Raw genomic sequence first — 16049 nt, 5'->3', positions numbered from 1 at the left:
ATAAGACGGTCATGTATCTACTCAAGTTTATTGGAGGGCTGTGCTATTGAAACCTGAAAAGAGGCGAGCGCCTCGTCCAGGCCCTGTAACTTGGTTATTTGCCCGATTTGCATGATTGTTCTAATAAGGAGTGTACTTATTGATTATATGAAGAGGCTGCTTGCAAGTACTGCTTCAAACGGGATATCCACAGACCGTGATTGAGCGGCTGAACAGAAACTGGTGCGTCGGCCAGTGCGCCACCATGAGGTCCTTTGAAACTATTGAATTATGAGAAAAAAGACCTCGACTACTGCAAAGTTGGTAACTTTTATAAAGTTACCAACTTTAAGTTAAAAAATAAACTAAAAAATAATTTATTTTTTCAATCCAATCTCCCGAAGCCGCTCATCAAGATACTCCCCTGCTGTCATATCTTCATAGATCTTCGGGTGCAGGCTATCTATACAGCTTTCAAGGCTGGCGAGGTCCATATCACTTTTCGGATGCAGGAAGAAGGGCACGGAAAAACGTGACGTTTTCATCAGATCGCGGGGAGGGTTCACAACACGGTGCGTTGTCGATTTCAGCTTATTATTGGTAAGGCGCTGCAACATGTCGCCCACATTAACCACGATATCGGTATGGTGTGCTTTGATCGGCAACCATTCGTTACTCATCGTCAGCACTTCAAGTCCGTCGGCACTGGCGCCGATCAGCAGGGTGATGAGGTTAATGTCTTCATGCGCACCCGCCCGTACTGCATCAGCCGGCAGACTGTCCGGATTTTCAATAGGAAAATAGTGGATTCCGCGTAAAATCGAATTTCCGTTGTGCACATGCGGATCAAAATAATCAATGGGCAGGTTAAGGTATGTAGCAATGGCACGAAGCAATTGTATGCCGTTTTCTTCCAGTTTGCGATACACCTCGCGGGTTACTGCATTAAATTCCGGCAATTCTTCCAGTACCTCGTTATCCGGATATTGCGCCTTTACCGGATCGCCGTCTTCAACTTCCTGCCCGATCTGCCAGAATTCTTTCAGATCTGGCGTCTGTGCGCCTTTTGCGGTCTCCTTCCCCGGACTCGTATAACCCCGCTGTCCTGCCAACTCGGGCTTTTCATACTTCTGTTTGACCTCCATTGGCAAGGCAAATGCAGCGCGAATGTTTTCATACAACTTATCAATGAGCTCCTGGCTCAGACCGTGGTTGGTAATGGTTACAAAACCCGAATCATTAAAAGCGCGGCCAAGTTCGTCAGAAAATTTTTTCCGTTCTGCTTCAGAACCGTTTACATAAGAGCCAAGGTCAAGGCAAGGAATATATGGTACAGACATACGATTTATATTTATAAACGAAGGTAATAAGGAATGTTAACAACCCTGAAACACTTCACAAATTACAAAACATAAAACTGATAAACAATCCCTTATGTTTTCCACAATTCGGCGCTTTCACATACAAGTGTCAAAAACCTGTACTAATCATCGATTGTGCGATCTATCTCTTTTTCTTTGTCGTAAATGAAATAAAAAGGGGAATTAATGAGAAAAACATTGTTAGCTGCATTTATGCTGTTTATGGCAATCACGGTGCAGGCGCAGAAAGTAAAACTGGAAAAGGCAACATTCGGGATGGGTTGTTTTTGGTGCACAGAAGCCTTGTTTCAACGTTTGGATGGCGTCAGCACGGTACGTTCAGGATATGAAGGTGGCTCTGTTGCCAACCCGACCTATGACGAAGTTTGTACGGGCACAACCGGCCATGCGGAGGTAACCGAAATCACCTATAATCCGGCAAAAATTTCTTACGACGAATTGCTGGAGGTATTCTGGAAAAGTCATGATCCGACAACGCTGAACCGTCAGGGTGCAGACGTGGGCACGCAGTACCGTTCTGTGATCTTTTATCACAATGCGGCTCAAAAGGCAACTGCAGAAAAGTATAAGGCCGAGCTGATCAAAACGAATGCCTACGGTAAAAAGGTTGTAACAGAAATAACCGCAGCAAAGCCATTTTATGTTGCGGAAGATTATCATCAGAATTATTATAACCTGAACGCTCAGAAGCCCTACTGCAGAGCAGTCATTTTGCCTAAGCTTGAGAAACTGGAAAAGGTGTTCAAAGCCAAGCTGAAGAAGTAAAGCTTATAACAGAGAGAGGGCGGTGCTGATCAGCACCGCCCTCTTACATTTTAGCTATTGAGGAAATACCACGCCCCTGAACCTCGTAATATCTGGCGTGGGGATCGTTGAACCGTATTGTTTATTAATCGCTTTTATAAACTCACTTGCCGTCAGCGCGTAGCCCATTGGTGTAAGGTGAATCCCATCCAGCGAAAACAAATTCCCGGTCACAAAGGCCGAACTCAATTCGATACCATTTACCGTCTGTTTAGTCGCATATTGCGTAAGCAAAGCATTGGCATCCATTACAGCAAGATTTTTCGAAGCTGCGACACTTTTAATACTCTGATTGTATGAGTTGGTGAAATCCTTCACTAATGCAACTTCGTCCTTGTCGAGCACATACTGATCTTCTATCGGGTTTCCCGGATGAAGGCCATACGGCAATCCGCCAACGTTAGGCTTGCCAAGCAGCGTTGGTGCCAGCGTACCGAAAGGAAGGATGAAAAGATCCTGATCGGTAGCTGCGCGGGGGCCCGATTTCGTCTGAATGACCAGGGCAGTTACCTGTGGTGCACTGGCTTTCACGGTGGCCAGCAGAAGGGCATAGGTTACCGTACGAAAATACGGTGTGGTCGAGACATCCGGAATTGTTGCGACCACTCCTTTTGCTCCGTTGGCCGTTAACCTGGCAATTGCTGCGGTGTATGCCGCCGCGAACGTGTTTTTATCTGTAGGCGTGTCACCAACACCGCCCCCGCTTGCATAACCAAGTACATCATTATTCCCAAGCCAGCAGCTAAAAAAGGTGTATGGCTTGGCTGTTGCAAAGTCAAGGTATGCGGTGTTGTGCGTACCGATACTTCCGGGAAGCATCCGTTCAAAGTATGGATTCGCGTTGCCATAGGCGGCCACCCCTGCATGGATCAGTTTAATACCGGGAACACCGAAGTTATTGATCTCACCGGTATATTTGGCCAGTCGTTTTACCGTACCTATACCAGGTATGGTAACAGATCCTGTTTCTGCACCCGGAGCAACATCGCCAATAACCGGATTACCGTTTGGCGCAAAGCCCTGCAATTTTTTGTATCCCGAACCATTGGCCTGATTGGCATTGAAGAATGGCGTATAAAAATCACCACCGCCCACAGTTTTTAACTGTGCAGCAATCATTTCCGGATAGGAATTTTTCTGTCCGTCTAAATAAAGGCCAGCGTCGGCAAATCCTGCCGTAAGGGAGTTCCCCACTGCGATATACCGGCTGAAGTCGGCATTGCCCTTTTCAGGATTGACGCTTGAAAGCTCGGGCTTACACGATGCAGCTGCCAGAACGGCCAGCGCAAGGAGGCTTTTTGATATATATCTGAATTTCATGATGCTTCTGATTTTGTCTACCATTTATATGACAGAGAGATTCCGGGGATATAAGCTGCCGTTTTAAACGTGCCGCTCAGGTTGGTTTCAAGATTTGTTTCTGTACGCGACTTCACGTTTTCATAGAGGAAAGAAAGGTCGATCTGAAAACGTTCATCAGGTTTGTAGCCGAGTCCTGCACTCAGCAGCCAGCGGTCTGCATCCGGCACTTCGGGTGTAACATACCCTTCTCTAACCGGCGTAATGGCATAACCAACTCCTGCCCGCACAACAAACTTATTGTCGATCTCATGTTGTCCGCCCAGGCGGAGCGCTCCTGCATCCTTGTAGTTACGGGGCGACTCCGTATCAGGTATACGCGCATTGTTGTCATAATCAAAAGCCAGCGTTTTGTAGCGGTGCCATTGTACCCAGTTTACATCGAGGGCCAGCGTTGTCTGCTCAGAAACTTTATATCCGATTCCCAGGCTGGTCGTGGCCGGCAGATTCAGCGTTGCATTAAACGTGGTGGGAAATGTTGACCGCAAAGCATCCGGCACTTCAAATCGTGCATCGCCATCTTTTACGGTAGCATCAACTTTAGACCGGTGGGTAATGCCGAATGTCAATCCCGATCCTGCATCGGCAAAGATTCCGGCGTTCCAGCCGAAATTATGCGAATGGCCTTCAAGCTGGGCGGTCGCGCTGCTGCCATCTGCCCGGGTAATCGGAAGCGCGCGGCGCAGATCTACCTTGCCGTTCGCATAGACGAAACCGGCACCAATGCCTAGCCAGTCTGTTAACTTGTAACTTACCGTGGGCTGTACAAAGATCGCCTGCAGATCAAGCGAAGTAACCGTAAACTTGCCCGTCCAGTTTTCATCCCAGTGCATTGCCCCGCCAAATGGCGTATAAATACCGATACCAAACCGAAGCTTACCTTCAGGCGAGCCAAATGTAGCATAAGCTTCGAGGGGTGTAGCCAGCTTACTTTTATTGTATTCGGTCACATCTGATCCGGCGGCGCGAAAGGCGGTTTTAAGAAACAGCGGACTAATGCCTGCCTGCACACCGTTTTTTTTAAGGAACGATACTGCGCCGGGGTTAAAAAAAACCGAGGCTTCATCGAGCGCGAGCCCGGTCCCGGCTCCGGCCATACCGATCTGTTTCTGGCCTTGCAGGTTCACCTGAAAGGATTGCGCAAATCCGAGTACAGGCGCGGCCACGAGCATACTGAGTAGAATCTTTCTCATTACATGTAAATATTTGGATGTTAGAACTGGAGGGCGTTGGACAAATCTAGAATTTTTTAAGTCTTATGCAAGCATAGTAAACATTTTTCAAATGATCCTGAATTATCATAAAAAGGTAAATACAGCATAATTGTTTTTGGAGATATTAAGATCATCATTAGTTTTGCTAACACTGTTAACTTTTATAATGGGTATTAGCGAAAGAAAGATCAGGCAGCGCGTAGCAATGAAAGACTCTATTCTTGCTGCTGCGCAGGAAATTGTTGCTACCGAAGGCTGGCAGGCACTCAGTATCAGAAAGATTGCCGATGCCATTGAATACAGCGCGCCGGTCATCTATTCCCATTTCGAGAACAAAGATGCTATTCGCGAAATCTTTATCCGCGATGGTTTTACCTTGCTCGGGAATGCAGTTGAGCAGGTTTTAGCACAACCAGGCACCCCTGAAGAAAAACTTCGTGACGTTGCCGATGCGTACCGGCATTTTGCCATCACACAAAGCAGTTATTACCGGATCATGTTTGATTTTGGTATTCCGGGATGCGAAGCAGCTTCCATGTATGATGAAATTCACAGATTCGGGGCACTCATACGCCGGGCAATCGGTTCAGCCATGGGGCCAGCTGCTGCCGAAGAAAAGATCTGGTTGAAATATCACACTTTCTGGTCTATCCTTCATGGCCTCATCGCTATCAATCTGCTCAAACTGACTGAAACGCCCGGAGAACTCAAAGATCCGGTGTTTGATGATGCTGTTCAGGGCTTTATTCATCACATTAATGCATAATAATTTACATAATTCATAAACCGATGAGCTTAAAACAAGCACTTCAGTGGCGGTATGCCACCAAAAAAATGAACGGTCAGGCCGTTGCGCAAGAAAAAGTTGATAAAATTGTCGAGGCGGCTCTCCTTGCCCCTTCATCGTCAGGCCTGCAGCCATATAAGTTAATCGTTGTGAGCAATCCGGAACTTCAGGAGAAGATCAAAGCGGTTGCGAACAACCAAAGCCAGATCACCGATGCCTCGCATGTGCTGATCTTCGCTGCATGGGATAATTATACCGAAGAGCGCATCAATAACGTGTTTTCGCGTATGAACCAGGAACGCGGCGTACCTGATTCGGCAACAGATGCTTACCGTAATATGCTGCTGAATTTGTATGTACCACGTGAAGCTGAAACCAATTTTGAGCATGCGGCACGCCAGGCATATATCAGTTTCGGTATCGCCCTGACCGAGGCTGCTGTGCTGGAAGTAGATGCAACACCAATGGAAGGATTCGATGCTGCAGCGCTCGACGAACTGCTTGACCTGCGTGAACAGGGCCTCCGCAGCGTGGTCATTTTGCCGCTGGGCTATCGTGATACGGAAAACGACTGGCTCTACCCACTAAAAAAGGTAAGAACACCACGAGAGGAATTCCTGATCGAACATAATTAGGACAACACCTGACATCATGAAACGCCTGTATCACCCGTGAACAGGCGTTTTGTTTTATGTACAGCTGGCCAGGGCCCGCCGTTAATAAGCATACTGGCCGGGCCGCCTAAACCTGGTTGAAGCGGCAGCCCCGAGGCACGAGGGCTACAGCGAAAAACAGGGCTGCCGTTTATCTGGCCGCTGCCCCTGCTTTCCTGACAAGCAGCAAACCTTATTTAACCGCCAATGTCAAAATATGTTAAAGCCGCGCTGACGGTTTGATCGCTGGCTATTTATAAATATCTTTATGCGGTTAACCATACAAAGATTTAGATGAAAGGATTTTTACGTTTTTGCCTCTCGCTTACCGTTCTTGTTCAGTTTTACAGTTTTGCTTCGGCGCAGACAGACAGCACAAGGTCGGCAGGAGGAATAAACGCCCTGCTTTCAAAAACGGCGGGAGCACTTAACAACTATCCCGCAGAAAAGATCCACCTGCACTTTGATAAGCCTTATTATTCGGTTGCAGACACAATCTGGTTCAAAGCATACGTTTCAAGCACATTTAACCTGGCTTCCGCGATAAGTAAAGTGCTTTATGTTGATGTGATCAATGAGAAAGACTCGTTGATCCGCTCGCTGAAGCTCCCGGTTAATATGGGTGTCGCGAAAGGACAGATTCCGATAGACCAGGGCGAGTTTACACAGGGAAATTATCATATCCGCGCCTATACCCAATGGATGCTGAATTTCCCGGACGATTCCTTTTTTAACAAGAACATTTTTATCGGCGAGGCAATTGATAAACAACTTATCACCCATGTCAGATTTAAAAATGTCTCATCAGACAAACTGCGCCGGGTCGATGCACGTATCCAGTTTAAAGATGCCGACGGGAAGCCTTATTCCAATAAAAATGTAAGCTGGCAGGTCATTTCAGGTTACGAGGCTACACTCAAGGGTCGCGGCACGACCGATGCCAATGGTTACCTGACCGTAATCATGAGTGAAAAGCCGACCGTCGAGTCAAAACTGAATGACGGGGTCCTGGTTACGGCGATAGCAGTATCTGATAAAAAAAACCTGTCCGGCAGCTTTTCGCTGAAAAAAACCATTCTTGAAAACGATATTCAGTTTTTCCCTGAAGGTGGCAGCCTGGTAGCGGGTCTGACGAACCGGATCGCTTTTAAGGCACTGAAAAGCGACGGCCTTGGGGTGGGTGCAAAAGGAACTGTAACAGATGCAGCCGGCAAACAGGTGGCGACCTTCACTTCAGAACACCTTGGCATGGGCAGCTTCAATCTGGCGCCGCAGGCCGGCACAGCATATAAGGCAAACGTTATTTTCTCTGATGGAAGCAGCAAGACCTACAATCTCCCTGAAGCGAAGGCCTCTGGCATTGTGTTGAGCCTGAACAACAGCGATCCTGAAAAAATCGCACTGAAGATCATGGCTAACGAGGCCTTCCTGGCCGCAAACCCGCGGCTTGGTCTTTACTTGATCGGCCAAAGCAAAGGCGGCATCTGTTATGCGGCGCAGACCGTTCTGAGCGGAGCCGAATATAGTGCGTCTGTAGCTAAAAATAAGTTTCCGAAAGGCATTGCGCAGATCACACTGGTGTCGGCAGCCGGCGTACCCCTTAGCGAGCGCATGATCTTTATTGACCGGAAAGACAGCCTGGATCTGAAGATCAGCAGTGATGCCCCTGCTTACGGAGCAAAGAAAAAAGTTAAGCTTACGCTGGATGCCAAAAAAGCTGCCCAGCCCTTTACAGGCGGCGACTTTTCAGTGGCCGTGATTGATGAATCAAAAGTGCCGGTCGATACGGATGCTGAAACGACCATTATGACCTCCCTTCTGCTTTCGGGCGACCTGAGAGGTTATGTCGAGAGACCAAACTATTATTTTAATAAACCCACCGAGAAAAAATCGGCCGATCTGGACCTGCTGATGCTCACACAGGGTTACCGGAGTTTCGCGGTAAAAGAAGTACTGGCAGGGAAATTCCCGCAGGTTACCTATATGCCTGAGCAAGGCATTGAGATTTCGGGAATGCTTCGCATGAGCAACGGACTCCCGGTTCGGAAGGGAACCATGCTGCTCAGCATTCCTGACAAGCGTTATAACAAAGATATCCAGACCGATCCCGTAGGTAATTTTAAGTTCAGCAATCTTGTATTTAACGACAGTTCGAAAGTGACCATCTCTGCCAAGTATAATCCCAATTACCGCGACATGGTCATCACACTTAACGGAGCGCCTTTCCCTTCACCGGGCATTAACCCGAATGCACCTGATGAAGCGCTGAACATCGACAGCCTGATTGCGCCCTATCTGAATAACAGCAAAAAACGGTACAGTTACCTGCATACGCTTGAAGACGTTGTCATTCGCGGTACCGCTGAGAAAAAACCGAGTCATGCAGATTACCCCGCACTGTCTGGTCTCTCCTCCATTCCTGATCACGTAGTAAGCGGCGACCGTCTTACTGCATGCGCCATGTTTATTAACTGTTTACAGGGCATGCTTGCCGGTGTGACTTATGACCAGCAGACAAACGCATTTTATGTGACGCGCGATTATAATTCCGGACGCCGCATACCGATGTCTATTTTCCTCAACGGGATGAACATTGACGTGAATGGCTTGAACGCGGTAATCGCTTCTGAAGTGGAATCGATCGAAGTATTCCTGCGCGATGATCTGGGAACCGTTAACCGCGCCTACAACACAAACGGGGTTATCGTAATCAACAACAAGAAAAAACCAAAAGGAACCAAGATTTCAAGGGAACAGCTGTTAAGCATGCTGCCGAAAAGTTATGAACTTAATTTTTCACCGGGCGGCTACAGCGTTGAAAAACAGTTTTATTCACCGAAATACGAGACAGCCGCTTCTGTAAACCAAAACGACCTGCGCACAACCATTTACTGGAATCCCAACGTTACGACCGATGCGACGGGCAAGGCGAACTTCGAGTTCTACAATGCCGACGGCAAAGGAAATTACAAGGTCATTGTTGAAGGCTGGGACCAGGACGGCAATCTTGGTCGCGCGGTGTACAGGTACACAGTTAAGTAACAAAGCTCAGCCCGATTCTTTCTGAAAATTGAGGCAGCAGACAGCAAGATTCATGGAGCCGGGCTGTAACTTCAAACAATGCTGGTTCTCAGCGGCGCGTTTGCCTGTCTGAGAGCTGCCGGCACGGAGCGGTCAGCTGCCTGAATTGCCCGAAAAAACGTTATGGAAACAAGGTATGCTGCACAGGAGTCCTGCCCTGTCAGTAAGCAGGACTGAAATTCCTCAGGGATCCTTGCCTTAAGGGAAGGTGAGCATGCCGAAGGTTAAACTTAAGGCACCGTTACGCTCATCCGCTGCACGGTATGCGCGCTAAAATAGCCGAGCGCACCGCCGCTGATATTTGAATCGGGGTTCGATGGTGTCGTGCCGCCGCCCGGACCACGTCCTGAAGATTGCGTGAGCACATACCAATAGTTATACATCTGCCTGTCTACGCACTGCATCTCCACCTCGATCACGTCGCCTGTCTTTACAGACTCGACATTGTCGCCCCGGTAAAACAGCTGGGTCGAAATATTATTTCCGTTGGTAAACCGGTCATTATACGGAAACGGTCTTTTGATCTGCGTGCCGTTTACAAACATCTTAAAGTGATAGAAATTCGCCTCTGCTGCCGGATCTTTAAAATTGACATACAGTTCTTTCTGTTCTTCATTGAAAAATGTCTCTGTAGCAATGCTAAGGGAGTCGAGCACAACGCGCGCCGGCATCACTGATGTGGCTGTGTATGTTTTTCCTTCTGCAGTTACCTCAAGCTTGTAACTCCGGCCTGAGCGCCCGCGAAACAGGCGCCTGTATACGCCCGGTTCGGCCTCGGTAAATGACAGGATCGTACCCATATTGTCGGTTACCCGCACGGTAGCACCGCGTACCGCCGGAAATACAGATTGCTCTGTGTAGGCCACAGATTTGCTCAGTCTGATCACCTGCGATGTCGTCTCATCTGTAATCGCTCCCTCAATCACCAGCTGCGGTTCGGCATTCGTGGTATCGATCTCAATGACCTTTTCGCAGCCCTGAAAACCAAGGGCGGCTGCAATTAACATCAGCAGGAAAATATGCGGTTTTTTCATCTGTTAAAATTTAAAGTTCCAGGTAACTGAAGGAATAATGCCGAATAATGATGTCTGAACGGCTTCAGTTCGCGTCGGATCATGTTCTACGTTGCGGAAATCGATTGAATATGGATTTTTTCGATTCAGCACGTTATATACGCCAAAAGACCAGCTGGACTGGAAGCGACCGCCTGGTTTGCCTTCAAGTGTAGCACTCAGGTCGAGCCGGCTGTTGTAAGGCATGCGTCCGCCATTGCGTTCAGTGTAATAATAAGTTGTCGTACCGTTTACCTGGTATTTACCGGCCGGATACGTCACAGCGTTTCCTGTTCCGTAGATATAACTTCCGGAGAATGTCCAGCGCTGATTCAGGTTATAAATGCCAACAACAGCGACATCATGCGTGCGGTCATATTTTGCCGGAAAGTAGTTGCCATCATTTATCCCCGCGAACTGCCGTTCGGTGCGCGAGAGGGTATACCCTACCCAGCCGTTCAGCTTACCATATTTCTTTTTGAAAAAAAGTTCGATACCGTACGCCCTTCCCGTTCCGTACAGCAACTCAGATTCTACCTGCGTATTGGCCAGCAGCTCGGCTCCATTTTTATACTCGATCTGGTTGTCAAGCGATTTATAATAGAGCTCTGTAGAAAACTCGTAGGCATTTTCTGCAAAATTGCGGAAGTAACCTACCGCAAACTGATCGGCAATCTCCGGCCTGATGTTGTTGCTGCTTAACACGTACTGATCTGCGGGACTTCCCGCATTTGAGTTACTCAAAATGTGAATATTTTGTGTATTGCGGTTGTACGAAGCTTTGAATGACTGCTCATCCGTAAAGCGGTAACTCAATGACAGTCTTGGTTCGAGGTTATAATAACTTTTGTAAAATGTTCCCGAACCCACCTGTTCGGTCGAAACGAGCCTGCCTGCCGCATCATAATTGTTAAAGGTACCGGGCCCCAGCAGCGAAAAGGCACTGAAACGCAGCCCGTACAGCAAGTTAAGTCTTGGCGATACCGTCCATTCGTCTGAAATGTATGCTGCAGCTTCAATACCATACCTGCGTTGTTGCCTCAGCGGGTTGATGCTTGAACCGGCCTGCGACTCGATCTCGATCGGTGAAACGCGGTGATGAATACCCTGCAGACCGAATCTGAAGGCATGTTTGTTTACAAAATACTGGAAATCCTGTTTCAGGTTGAAATCGCGGATCAGTGAGGTCGCTTTAAAATTTACATCATCATCAAGCAGGGTGACTGAAAAGTTATAATTATTATAGATGAGCGATGTGTTGCTGAACAAACTGTTGTTAAAAATGTGGTTGTACCTGATGGTGGTGGTAACATTGCCCCAATTGTTCTGAAAGAGGTCTTTGACACCGATGTTGTCCTTGCCAAAATAACCCGAAATATAGAGAATGTTCCGGTCGTCGAACTTATAGTTCATCTTGGCGTTAATGTCGTAGAAGTTCAGTGCGCTGCCGTTAAGTAATGAGTCTGATGATGCTTTCAAGAATACATCCAGGTAGGTACGCCGTGCACTGAACATGAAAGATGCCTTGTCTTTGATCAGTGGCCCCTCTGCCTTAATACGCGAAGCGATTAAACCGATGCCGCCCTGAAATGCAAAGTTCTTGTAATTGCCTTCATTCATTTTCACATCGAGTACCGATGACAGGCGCCCGCCGTACTGGGCTGGCATGCCGCCTTTGTACAACGAGACATCTTTAACCGCGTCGGCATTAAACGTTGAAAAAAAGCCGAGCAGGTGCGATGAGTTGTAAACGACCGCCTCATCAAGTAGAATCAGGTTTTGATCTGATGCCCCTCCGCGCACATAAAAACCGGTATTGCCTTCGCCTCCCGATTTTACACCGGGTAAAAGCTGAATGCTGCGCAGCACATCTTTCTCACCCAGCAGCACCGGAATGTTATTCAGCGCTTTCATATCTACTTTCTCAAGGCCCATCTGCGCACTGCGTACATTTTCATCTTTCCGCGCATTTGCCCTTACCACAACCTCCTCAAGGTCGCTGATGTTTTTAAGCTCCGGATTGAAGCGCTGGTCTTTGTTAAGTACAATAGCTTTATTTAATTGTTCATAACCGACAAAAGTTACAGTCAGCGTATATTGCCCCTGTGGCATGGTGAGCGCATAATAGCCGTATGCATTACTGGTTGTTACATAATTGTTCCCGGCTCTGACCGTTGCACCGATCATGGCCTCGCCTGTCGCTGCGTCGCGAACGGTTCCGCTCAGGGTAAATTTCTGTTGCGCTTTCAGGTTCAGAAAAAAAAGGAGGGAGATCAGGGTCAGAAAGGTTGTCTTCAAGTCTGGATGCAACTATATTAAATTAATGAACTGCCTAAAGGTACAAATCATGAACAGATACGAAAAACCCGGCTGCAGTTTTCTTTGCTACAGCCGGGTTTTTATTATAATTTAACAATTTTCTAATGAGCACTTAATTTTCCGGACTACTTTCAGGGATGTCCAGGCACTTAAGCCCCTCGTTTGTCATAATCCAGTTGCTGTATTCTCGCTCTGCGTGTTCTTCATCATTCAGACACGACCAGATATAGTAGTTCTGAATATACCCGTTTACCTTGCGGTTAATGCGGAGCCTTGTGCCAACCGGCACCTGAAGCAGCAGGCGTATTTCCTGATTACGCCAGCGTTCTTTGTTACCTACACGTGGTTTCGGGCTGAAATTCAGAACAGAATCCTGCTGTACAAATTTGTAACGGATATTCTGTGCATTGCGCAATGCCTGCTCAAATGTTCTGCCGTTCGATGAATAGTTTTCGCTTAAAATCATCCTGCCTGCCTCGCTCTTCACAATTTCCAGCCGCATGTTGTTCGGGGATACAAATGGCCTGTCGCCTGTGTTCAGCACCACATGCCGATCTGACGGATAATTGCCAAGCCCATAACGCACGCTGTCGCTTTTACTGAAAAGTTCTGTATTGTCGAGTTCCAGACGATACGCGGGGTATGCCTTTACAGCCTGCTGCCGGTTAAATTCGGCTACCTCACGGAATTCTGTCGATACGCGGGCAGCCATGTAAACCCCGACACCAACACCGGCAAGCCAGATAATCAACAAACTGAAAGAGGTAATTTTATTTACCGGCCGGTCGGTAAACGCCACCCGGATGGAAAACAACACCAGCGCCAGAACCGGAATGAAAAACAGGACAAACGCCGTGATGGCGATAGGCACCTGCAGGTGCTCATCTACCGCGTTCATCGGGAAATAATTGCTTACCTCGTAATCCCAGAAACCTAGAAATGCAACCAGACCAATAAAAAAAGTAAGCAGCATGGCGAAACCAAAAGCAATGATGCAGATCGCTGCGATCTTGATCAGGATCCGGCCCAGTACACGCAGAAAGCGGCCGATTGCATCAAAAAACTCCCGTATAAATGAACCTGCCTGGCGGCCTGCCGGACCAAACCGCTCATCGAGCGCCGCCATCTCCTCGTCAAAGTTCTTTTTGAAATTTCGCAGGTTTAGTTGTTCGCCACGCATAGCCATTTTTTCCGGTCTTGTTTCAGCCTTGGGCATAATGATCCACAAAATCAGGTAAACCAGCAGTCCGGAACCGCCCAGCAATACCAGCAGCACAAGTGCTACGCGCACCAGGTTCACATCAATACCAAGGTAATGGCCCACGCCCGAACATACGCCTGCAACCACGCGGTTATCCATGTCGCGAAATAACTTTCGCGGCTGTGGTTCTGAAAATTCCGGTTCAAAACTCCGCTCGCGCAGGGTCTCGTCGGCAACGGCCTCCGCCCCTTCAGCAAAATCACTTACGCTTCCCATCTGGGCGACCACAGCCTGCACATCTTCGAGCGATGCAAGTTGTTTGTTGTCGCCACGCATTCTGCCCAACAGCAGCTCGGCAATTCGGTTTTCTATATCGGTAACAATTTCAAAATCGTCAGCACTATGGGCAAAATGCGCCTTAACCTCGTTCAGGTAGATAGTCAATGCCTCGTACGCATCTTCCTCCAGGTGGATGATTGAATTTCCTATATTTATGATCGTCGTCTTTTTCATGATCTTTTATATGTCCGGCTGTCTGCCGTTATGCTTGGTTAGAGTTATCGTCTTTCATTAATTGCTGCGCTGTGCGGACGGCAAACGACAGTTCGTTCCAGGTACCGTCCAGCTGGCCGAGAAAAGCGCGGCCGTCTACCGTCAGATTATAATATTTGCGTGGAGGCCCTGAGGTCGATTCGACCCAGTTATAGCTTAACAACCCATTGTTCTTCAGCCTGGTAAGCAAGGGATACAGTGTTCCCTCCACAACTAGTAAACGGGCATTCCGCAACTCCGTAATGATGTCTGAGGCGTAAATCTCCCCGCGGGAAATGATCAGAAGTACGCAGTACTCCAGGATCCCCTTACGCATTTGTGTTTGTGTATTCTCTGCTAACATATTACAAAGATATATGTCTTGCTAGGTAATATGCAATACATAGTACCATATAAAAATACAAAATATTGATTATCAAGATTCTAAAATTTCAATATTCGCTTTACACCCGGTTAAAGGTTCTGACAAAGCATCTTTTTTGCCTTGAACAAACCGGCTTTGTGCTGCTGGCAACGTAAAAAATGCGAGCGCCTGTTGGTACATTCACTAACCTTTCGGCAATTCGTTATTGTCTGCAGATACATTATATTTACTGCGGGATCAACACCGGTTTGTATTCATGGAACCTTTTAACATTAAAAAACTTGCACAGGCCCTCAACCTGTCTACGTCGACTGTTTCGAGGGCTTTTCGCGATAATGCCGACATCAGTGCGGCGACAAAAGAGCGCATCCTGACCATGGCCCGGGAGATGAATTACCAGCCAAACCACTATGCCAGTAACCTTCGTGAACAAAAAAGCCGAACAATTGCCATCATCGTCCCCGAACTAGCCAATGATTATTTTTCGCAGGTCATTCACGGTATTGAACGTGTTGCACGGGCCCGGGACCACCATATCCTGATCTATGTAACCGACGATGATTATGAGAAAGAGCTAGCTTTTATCCGCCACCTGCATAACGGACGCGCAGATGGCATCATCATGTCTGCCTCAGGCGAAGCCAATGACCATACCTATCTGAAGAACCTGCCTCATCAGCGGCTGCCACTTGTATTTTTTGACCGTGTCTACGAAGACATTGCTTGTCCGCGAATCACCACAAACGACTACGACAGCAGTTTTCAGGCAACGAGGCACCTCATCAAACAAGGCTGTAAACGAATTGCGTATCTGGCGGTGAACAAAAACCTGTCTATCGGCAAAACACGCATGCAGGGTTATATTGATGCCCTGCTGAAATACAAACTGCCCGTTGATGATCAACTGATTATTGACTGCTCGAACAGTTATGCGGAAAACAGCCGGATCATTAAGGAAATGTTGCAGCAGTTGCAGCCCGATGGTGTCTTCACATCTGTTGAGCGTCTTGCGTTTGCAACCTATTATGCCTGTTATGACCTGGGCATCAGCATCCCAGGCGAGCTGAAAGTGATCAGTTTTTCAAGTCTTGAAATCGCTGCGCTGTTAAACCCTTCGCTGAGTACAATTACCCAGCCTGCGGCGGATATAGGTCGCGAGGCGGCACGCATGCTCTTCCGGATATTCGAAGATCCGGCGCTGGCAGGCAGTCAGGAAGAACTGGTACTCCATTCCCGGCTTATCAAAAGACATTCATCAGCCGTTGATTTTTAGGTTGGTATGATCCGGCGGGAAAATTCAAT

General features: G+C 47.8%; 12 protein-coding genes. 5 read left to right on the top strand and 7 right to left on the bottom strand.

Features of this window, described 5'->3' with window-relative positions; all coding sequences use genetic code 11:
* Window positions 1-356: 356 nt before the first annotated feature.
* Window positions 357-1319 (bottom strand): isopenicillin N synthase family oxygenase, encoded by a 963-nt coding sequence (locus EJV45_RS12740; RefSeq protein ID WP_129716066.1) that lies wholly within the window; start codon window positions 1317-1319, stop codon window positions 357-359.
* A gap of 207 nt (window positions 1320-1526) precedes the next feature.
* Here EJV45_RS12740 and msrA point away from each other — a divergent pair, with 207 nt between their 5' ends.
* Window positions 1527-2126, top strand: a complete 600-nt coding sequence (gene msrA / locus EJV45_RS12735) for a peptide-methionine (S)-S-oxide reductase MsrA (RefSeq protein ID WP_205942379.1) — start codon at window positions 1527-1529, stop codon at window positions 2124-2126.
* A gap of 54 nt (window positions 2127-2180) precedes the next feature.
* Here the strand turns inward: msrA and EJV45_RS12730 are convergent, their stop codons facing one another.
* Window positions 2181-3485, bottom strand: coding sequence for an SGNH/GDSL hydrolase family protein (locus tag EJV45_RS12730; RefSeq protein ID WP_129716065.1), 1305 nt, complete (start codon window positions 3483-3485; stop codon window positions 2181-2183).
* A 17-nt stretch (window positions 3486-3502) separates the two neighbouring features.
* On the bottom strand, window positions 3503-4717 hold the full coding sequence (locus tag EJV45_RS12725) for an OmpP1/FadL family transporter (protein ID WP_129716064.1): 1215 nt from the start codon (window positions 4715-4717) through the stop codon (window positions 3503-3505).
* A 187-nt stretch (window positions 4718-4904) separates the two neighbouring features.
* On the opposite strand from EJV45_RS12725, the gene EJV45_RS12720 reads away from it, so the two are divergent.
* From EJV45_RS12720 to EJV45_RS12710, 3 genes are all read left to right on the top strand, one after another.
* Window positions 4905-5504, top strand: coding sequence for a TetR/AcrR family transcriptional regulator (locus EJV45_RS12720; protein ID WP_129716063.1), 600 nt, complete (start codon window positions 4905-4907; stop codon window positions 5502-5504).
* A gap of 23 nt (window positions 5505-5527) precedes the next feature.
* Window positions 5528-6160 (top strand): NAD(P)H-dependent oxidoreductase, encoded by a 633-nt coding sequence (locus EJV45_RS12715; RefSeq protein WP_129716062.1) that lies wholly within the window; start codon window positions 5528-5530, stop codon window positions 6158-6160.
* A 312-nt stretch (window positions 6161-6472) separates the two neighbouring features.
* Window positions 6473-9220: a carboxypeptidase regulatory-like domain-containing protein gene (locus EJV45_RS12710; RefSeq protein WP_240755281.1), complete on the top strand. Its 2748-nt coding sequence runs from the start codon at window positions 6473-6475 to the stop codon at window positions 9218-9220.
* Between the two features lie 269 nt (window positions 9221-9489).
* On the opposite strand, the gene EJV45_RS12705 is transcribed toward EJV45_RS12710, so the two are convergent.
* From EJV45_RS12705 to EJV45_RS12690, 4 genes are all read right to left on the bottom strand, one after another.
* The gene (locus EJV45_RS12705; RefSeq protein ID WP_129716061.1) at window positions 9490-10293 is read right to left on the bottom strand and encodes a DUF4249 domain-containing protein; all 804 of its coding nucleotides are present in this window, start codon (window positions 10291-10293) and stop codon (window positions 9490-9492) included.
* 3 nt (window positions 10294-10296) lie between these two features.
* Window positions 10297-12609: a TonB-dependent receptor gene (locus EJV45_RS12700; protein WP_240755280.1), complete on the bottom strand. Its 2313-nt coding sequence runs from the start codon at window positions 12607-12609 to the stop codon at window positions 10297-10299.
* Window positions 12610-12742: 133 nt separating this feature from the next.
* Entirely contained in the window at window positions 12743-14344 is a 1602-nt protein-coding gene (locus tag EJV45_RS12695; protein ID WP_129716059.1) for a PspC domain-containing protein, read from the bottom strand.
* A gap of 28 nt (window positions 14345-14372) precedes the next feature.
* Window positions 14373-14726, bottom strand: a complete 354-nt coding sequence (locus EJV45_RS12690; RefSeq protein ID WP_129716058.1) for a PadR family transcriptional regulator — start codon at window positions 14724-14726, stop codon at window positions 14373-14375.
* Window positions 14727-15003: 277 nt separating this feature from the next.
* Here EJV45_RS12690 and EJV45_RS12685 point away from each other — a divergent pair, with 277 nt between their 5' ends.
* A complete protein-coding gene (locus EJV45_RS12685) occupies window positions 15004-16020 on the top strand; it encodes a LacI family DNA-binding transcriptional regulator (protein ID WP_129716057.1) in 1017 nt (338 codons plus the stop codon).
* The last annotated feature ends 29 nt before the right edge of the window (window positions 16021-16049 follow it).

The sequence above is a fragment of the Pedobacter sp. SYP-B3415 genome (assembly GCF_004138205.1).
Taxonomy (GTDB): domain Bacteria; phylum Bacteroidota; class Bacteroidia; order Sphingobacteriales; family Sphingobacteriaceae; genus Pedobacter.
This window is presented reverse-complemented; position numbering and strand designations above follow the sequence as displayed.

Excerpts from the sequence above, each read along its gene's own strand:
- EJV45_RS12740 (WP_129716066.1), bottom strand. The coding sequence starts at position 1,319 with ATGTCTGTACCATATATTCCTTGCCTTGACCTTGGCTCTTATGTAAAC.
- msrA (WP_205942379.1), top strand. The coding sequence starts at position 1,527 with ATGAGAAAAACATTGTTAGCTGCATTTATGCTGTTTATGGCAATCACG.
- EJV45_RS12730 (WP_129716065.1), bottom strand. The coding sequence starts at position 3,485 with ATGAAATTCAGATATATATCAAAAAGCCTCCTTGCGCTGGCCGTTCTG.
- EJV45_RS12725 (WP_129716064.1), bottom strand. The coding sequence starts at position 4,717 with ATGAGAAAGATTCTACTCAGTATGCTCGTGGCCGCGCCTGTACTCGGA.
- EJV45_RS12720 (WP_129716063.1), top strand. The coding sequence starts at position 4,905 with ATGGGTATTAGCGAAAGAAAGATCAGGCAGCGCGTAGCAATGAAAGAC.
- EJV45_RS12715 (WP_129716062.1), top strand. The coding sequence starts at position 5,528 with ATGAGCTTAAAACAAGCACTTCAGTGGCGGTATGCCACCAAAAAAATG.
- EJV45_RS12710 (WP_240755281.1), top strand. The coding sequence starts at position 6,473 with ATGAAAGGATTTTTACGTTTTTGCCTCTCGCTTACCGTTCTTGTTCAG.
- EJV45_RS12705 (WP_129716061.1), bottom strand. The coding sequence starts at position 10,293 with ATGAAAAAACCGCATATTTTCCTGCTGATGTTAATTGCAGCCGCCCTT.
- EJV45_RS12695 (WP_129716059.1), bottom strand. The coding sequence starts at position 14,344 with ATGAAAAAGACGACGATCATAAATATAGGAAATTCAATCATCCACCTG.
- EJV45_RS12690 (WP_129716058.1), bottom strand. The coding sequence starts at position 14,726 with ATGTTAGCAGAGAATACACAAACACAAATGCGTAAGGGGATCCTGGAG.
- EJV45_RS12685 (WP_129716057.1), top strand. The coding sequence starts at position 15,004 with ATGGAACCTTTTAACATTAAAAAACTTGCACAGGCCCTCAACCTGTCT.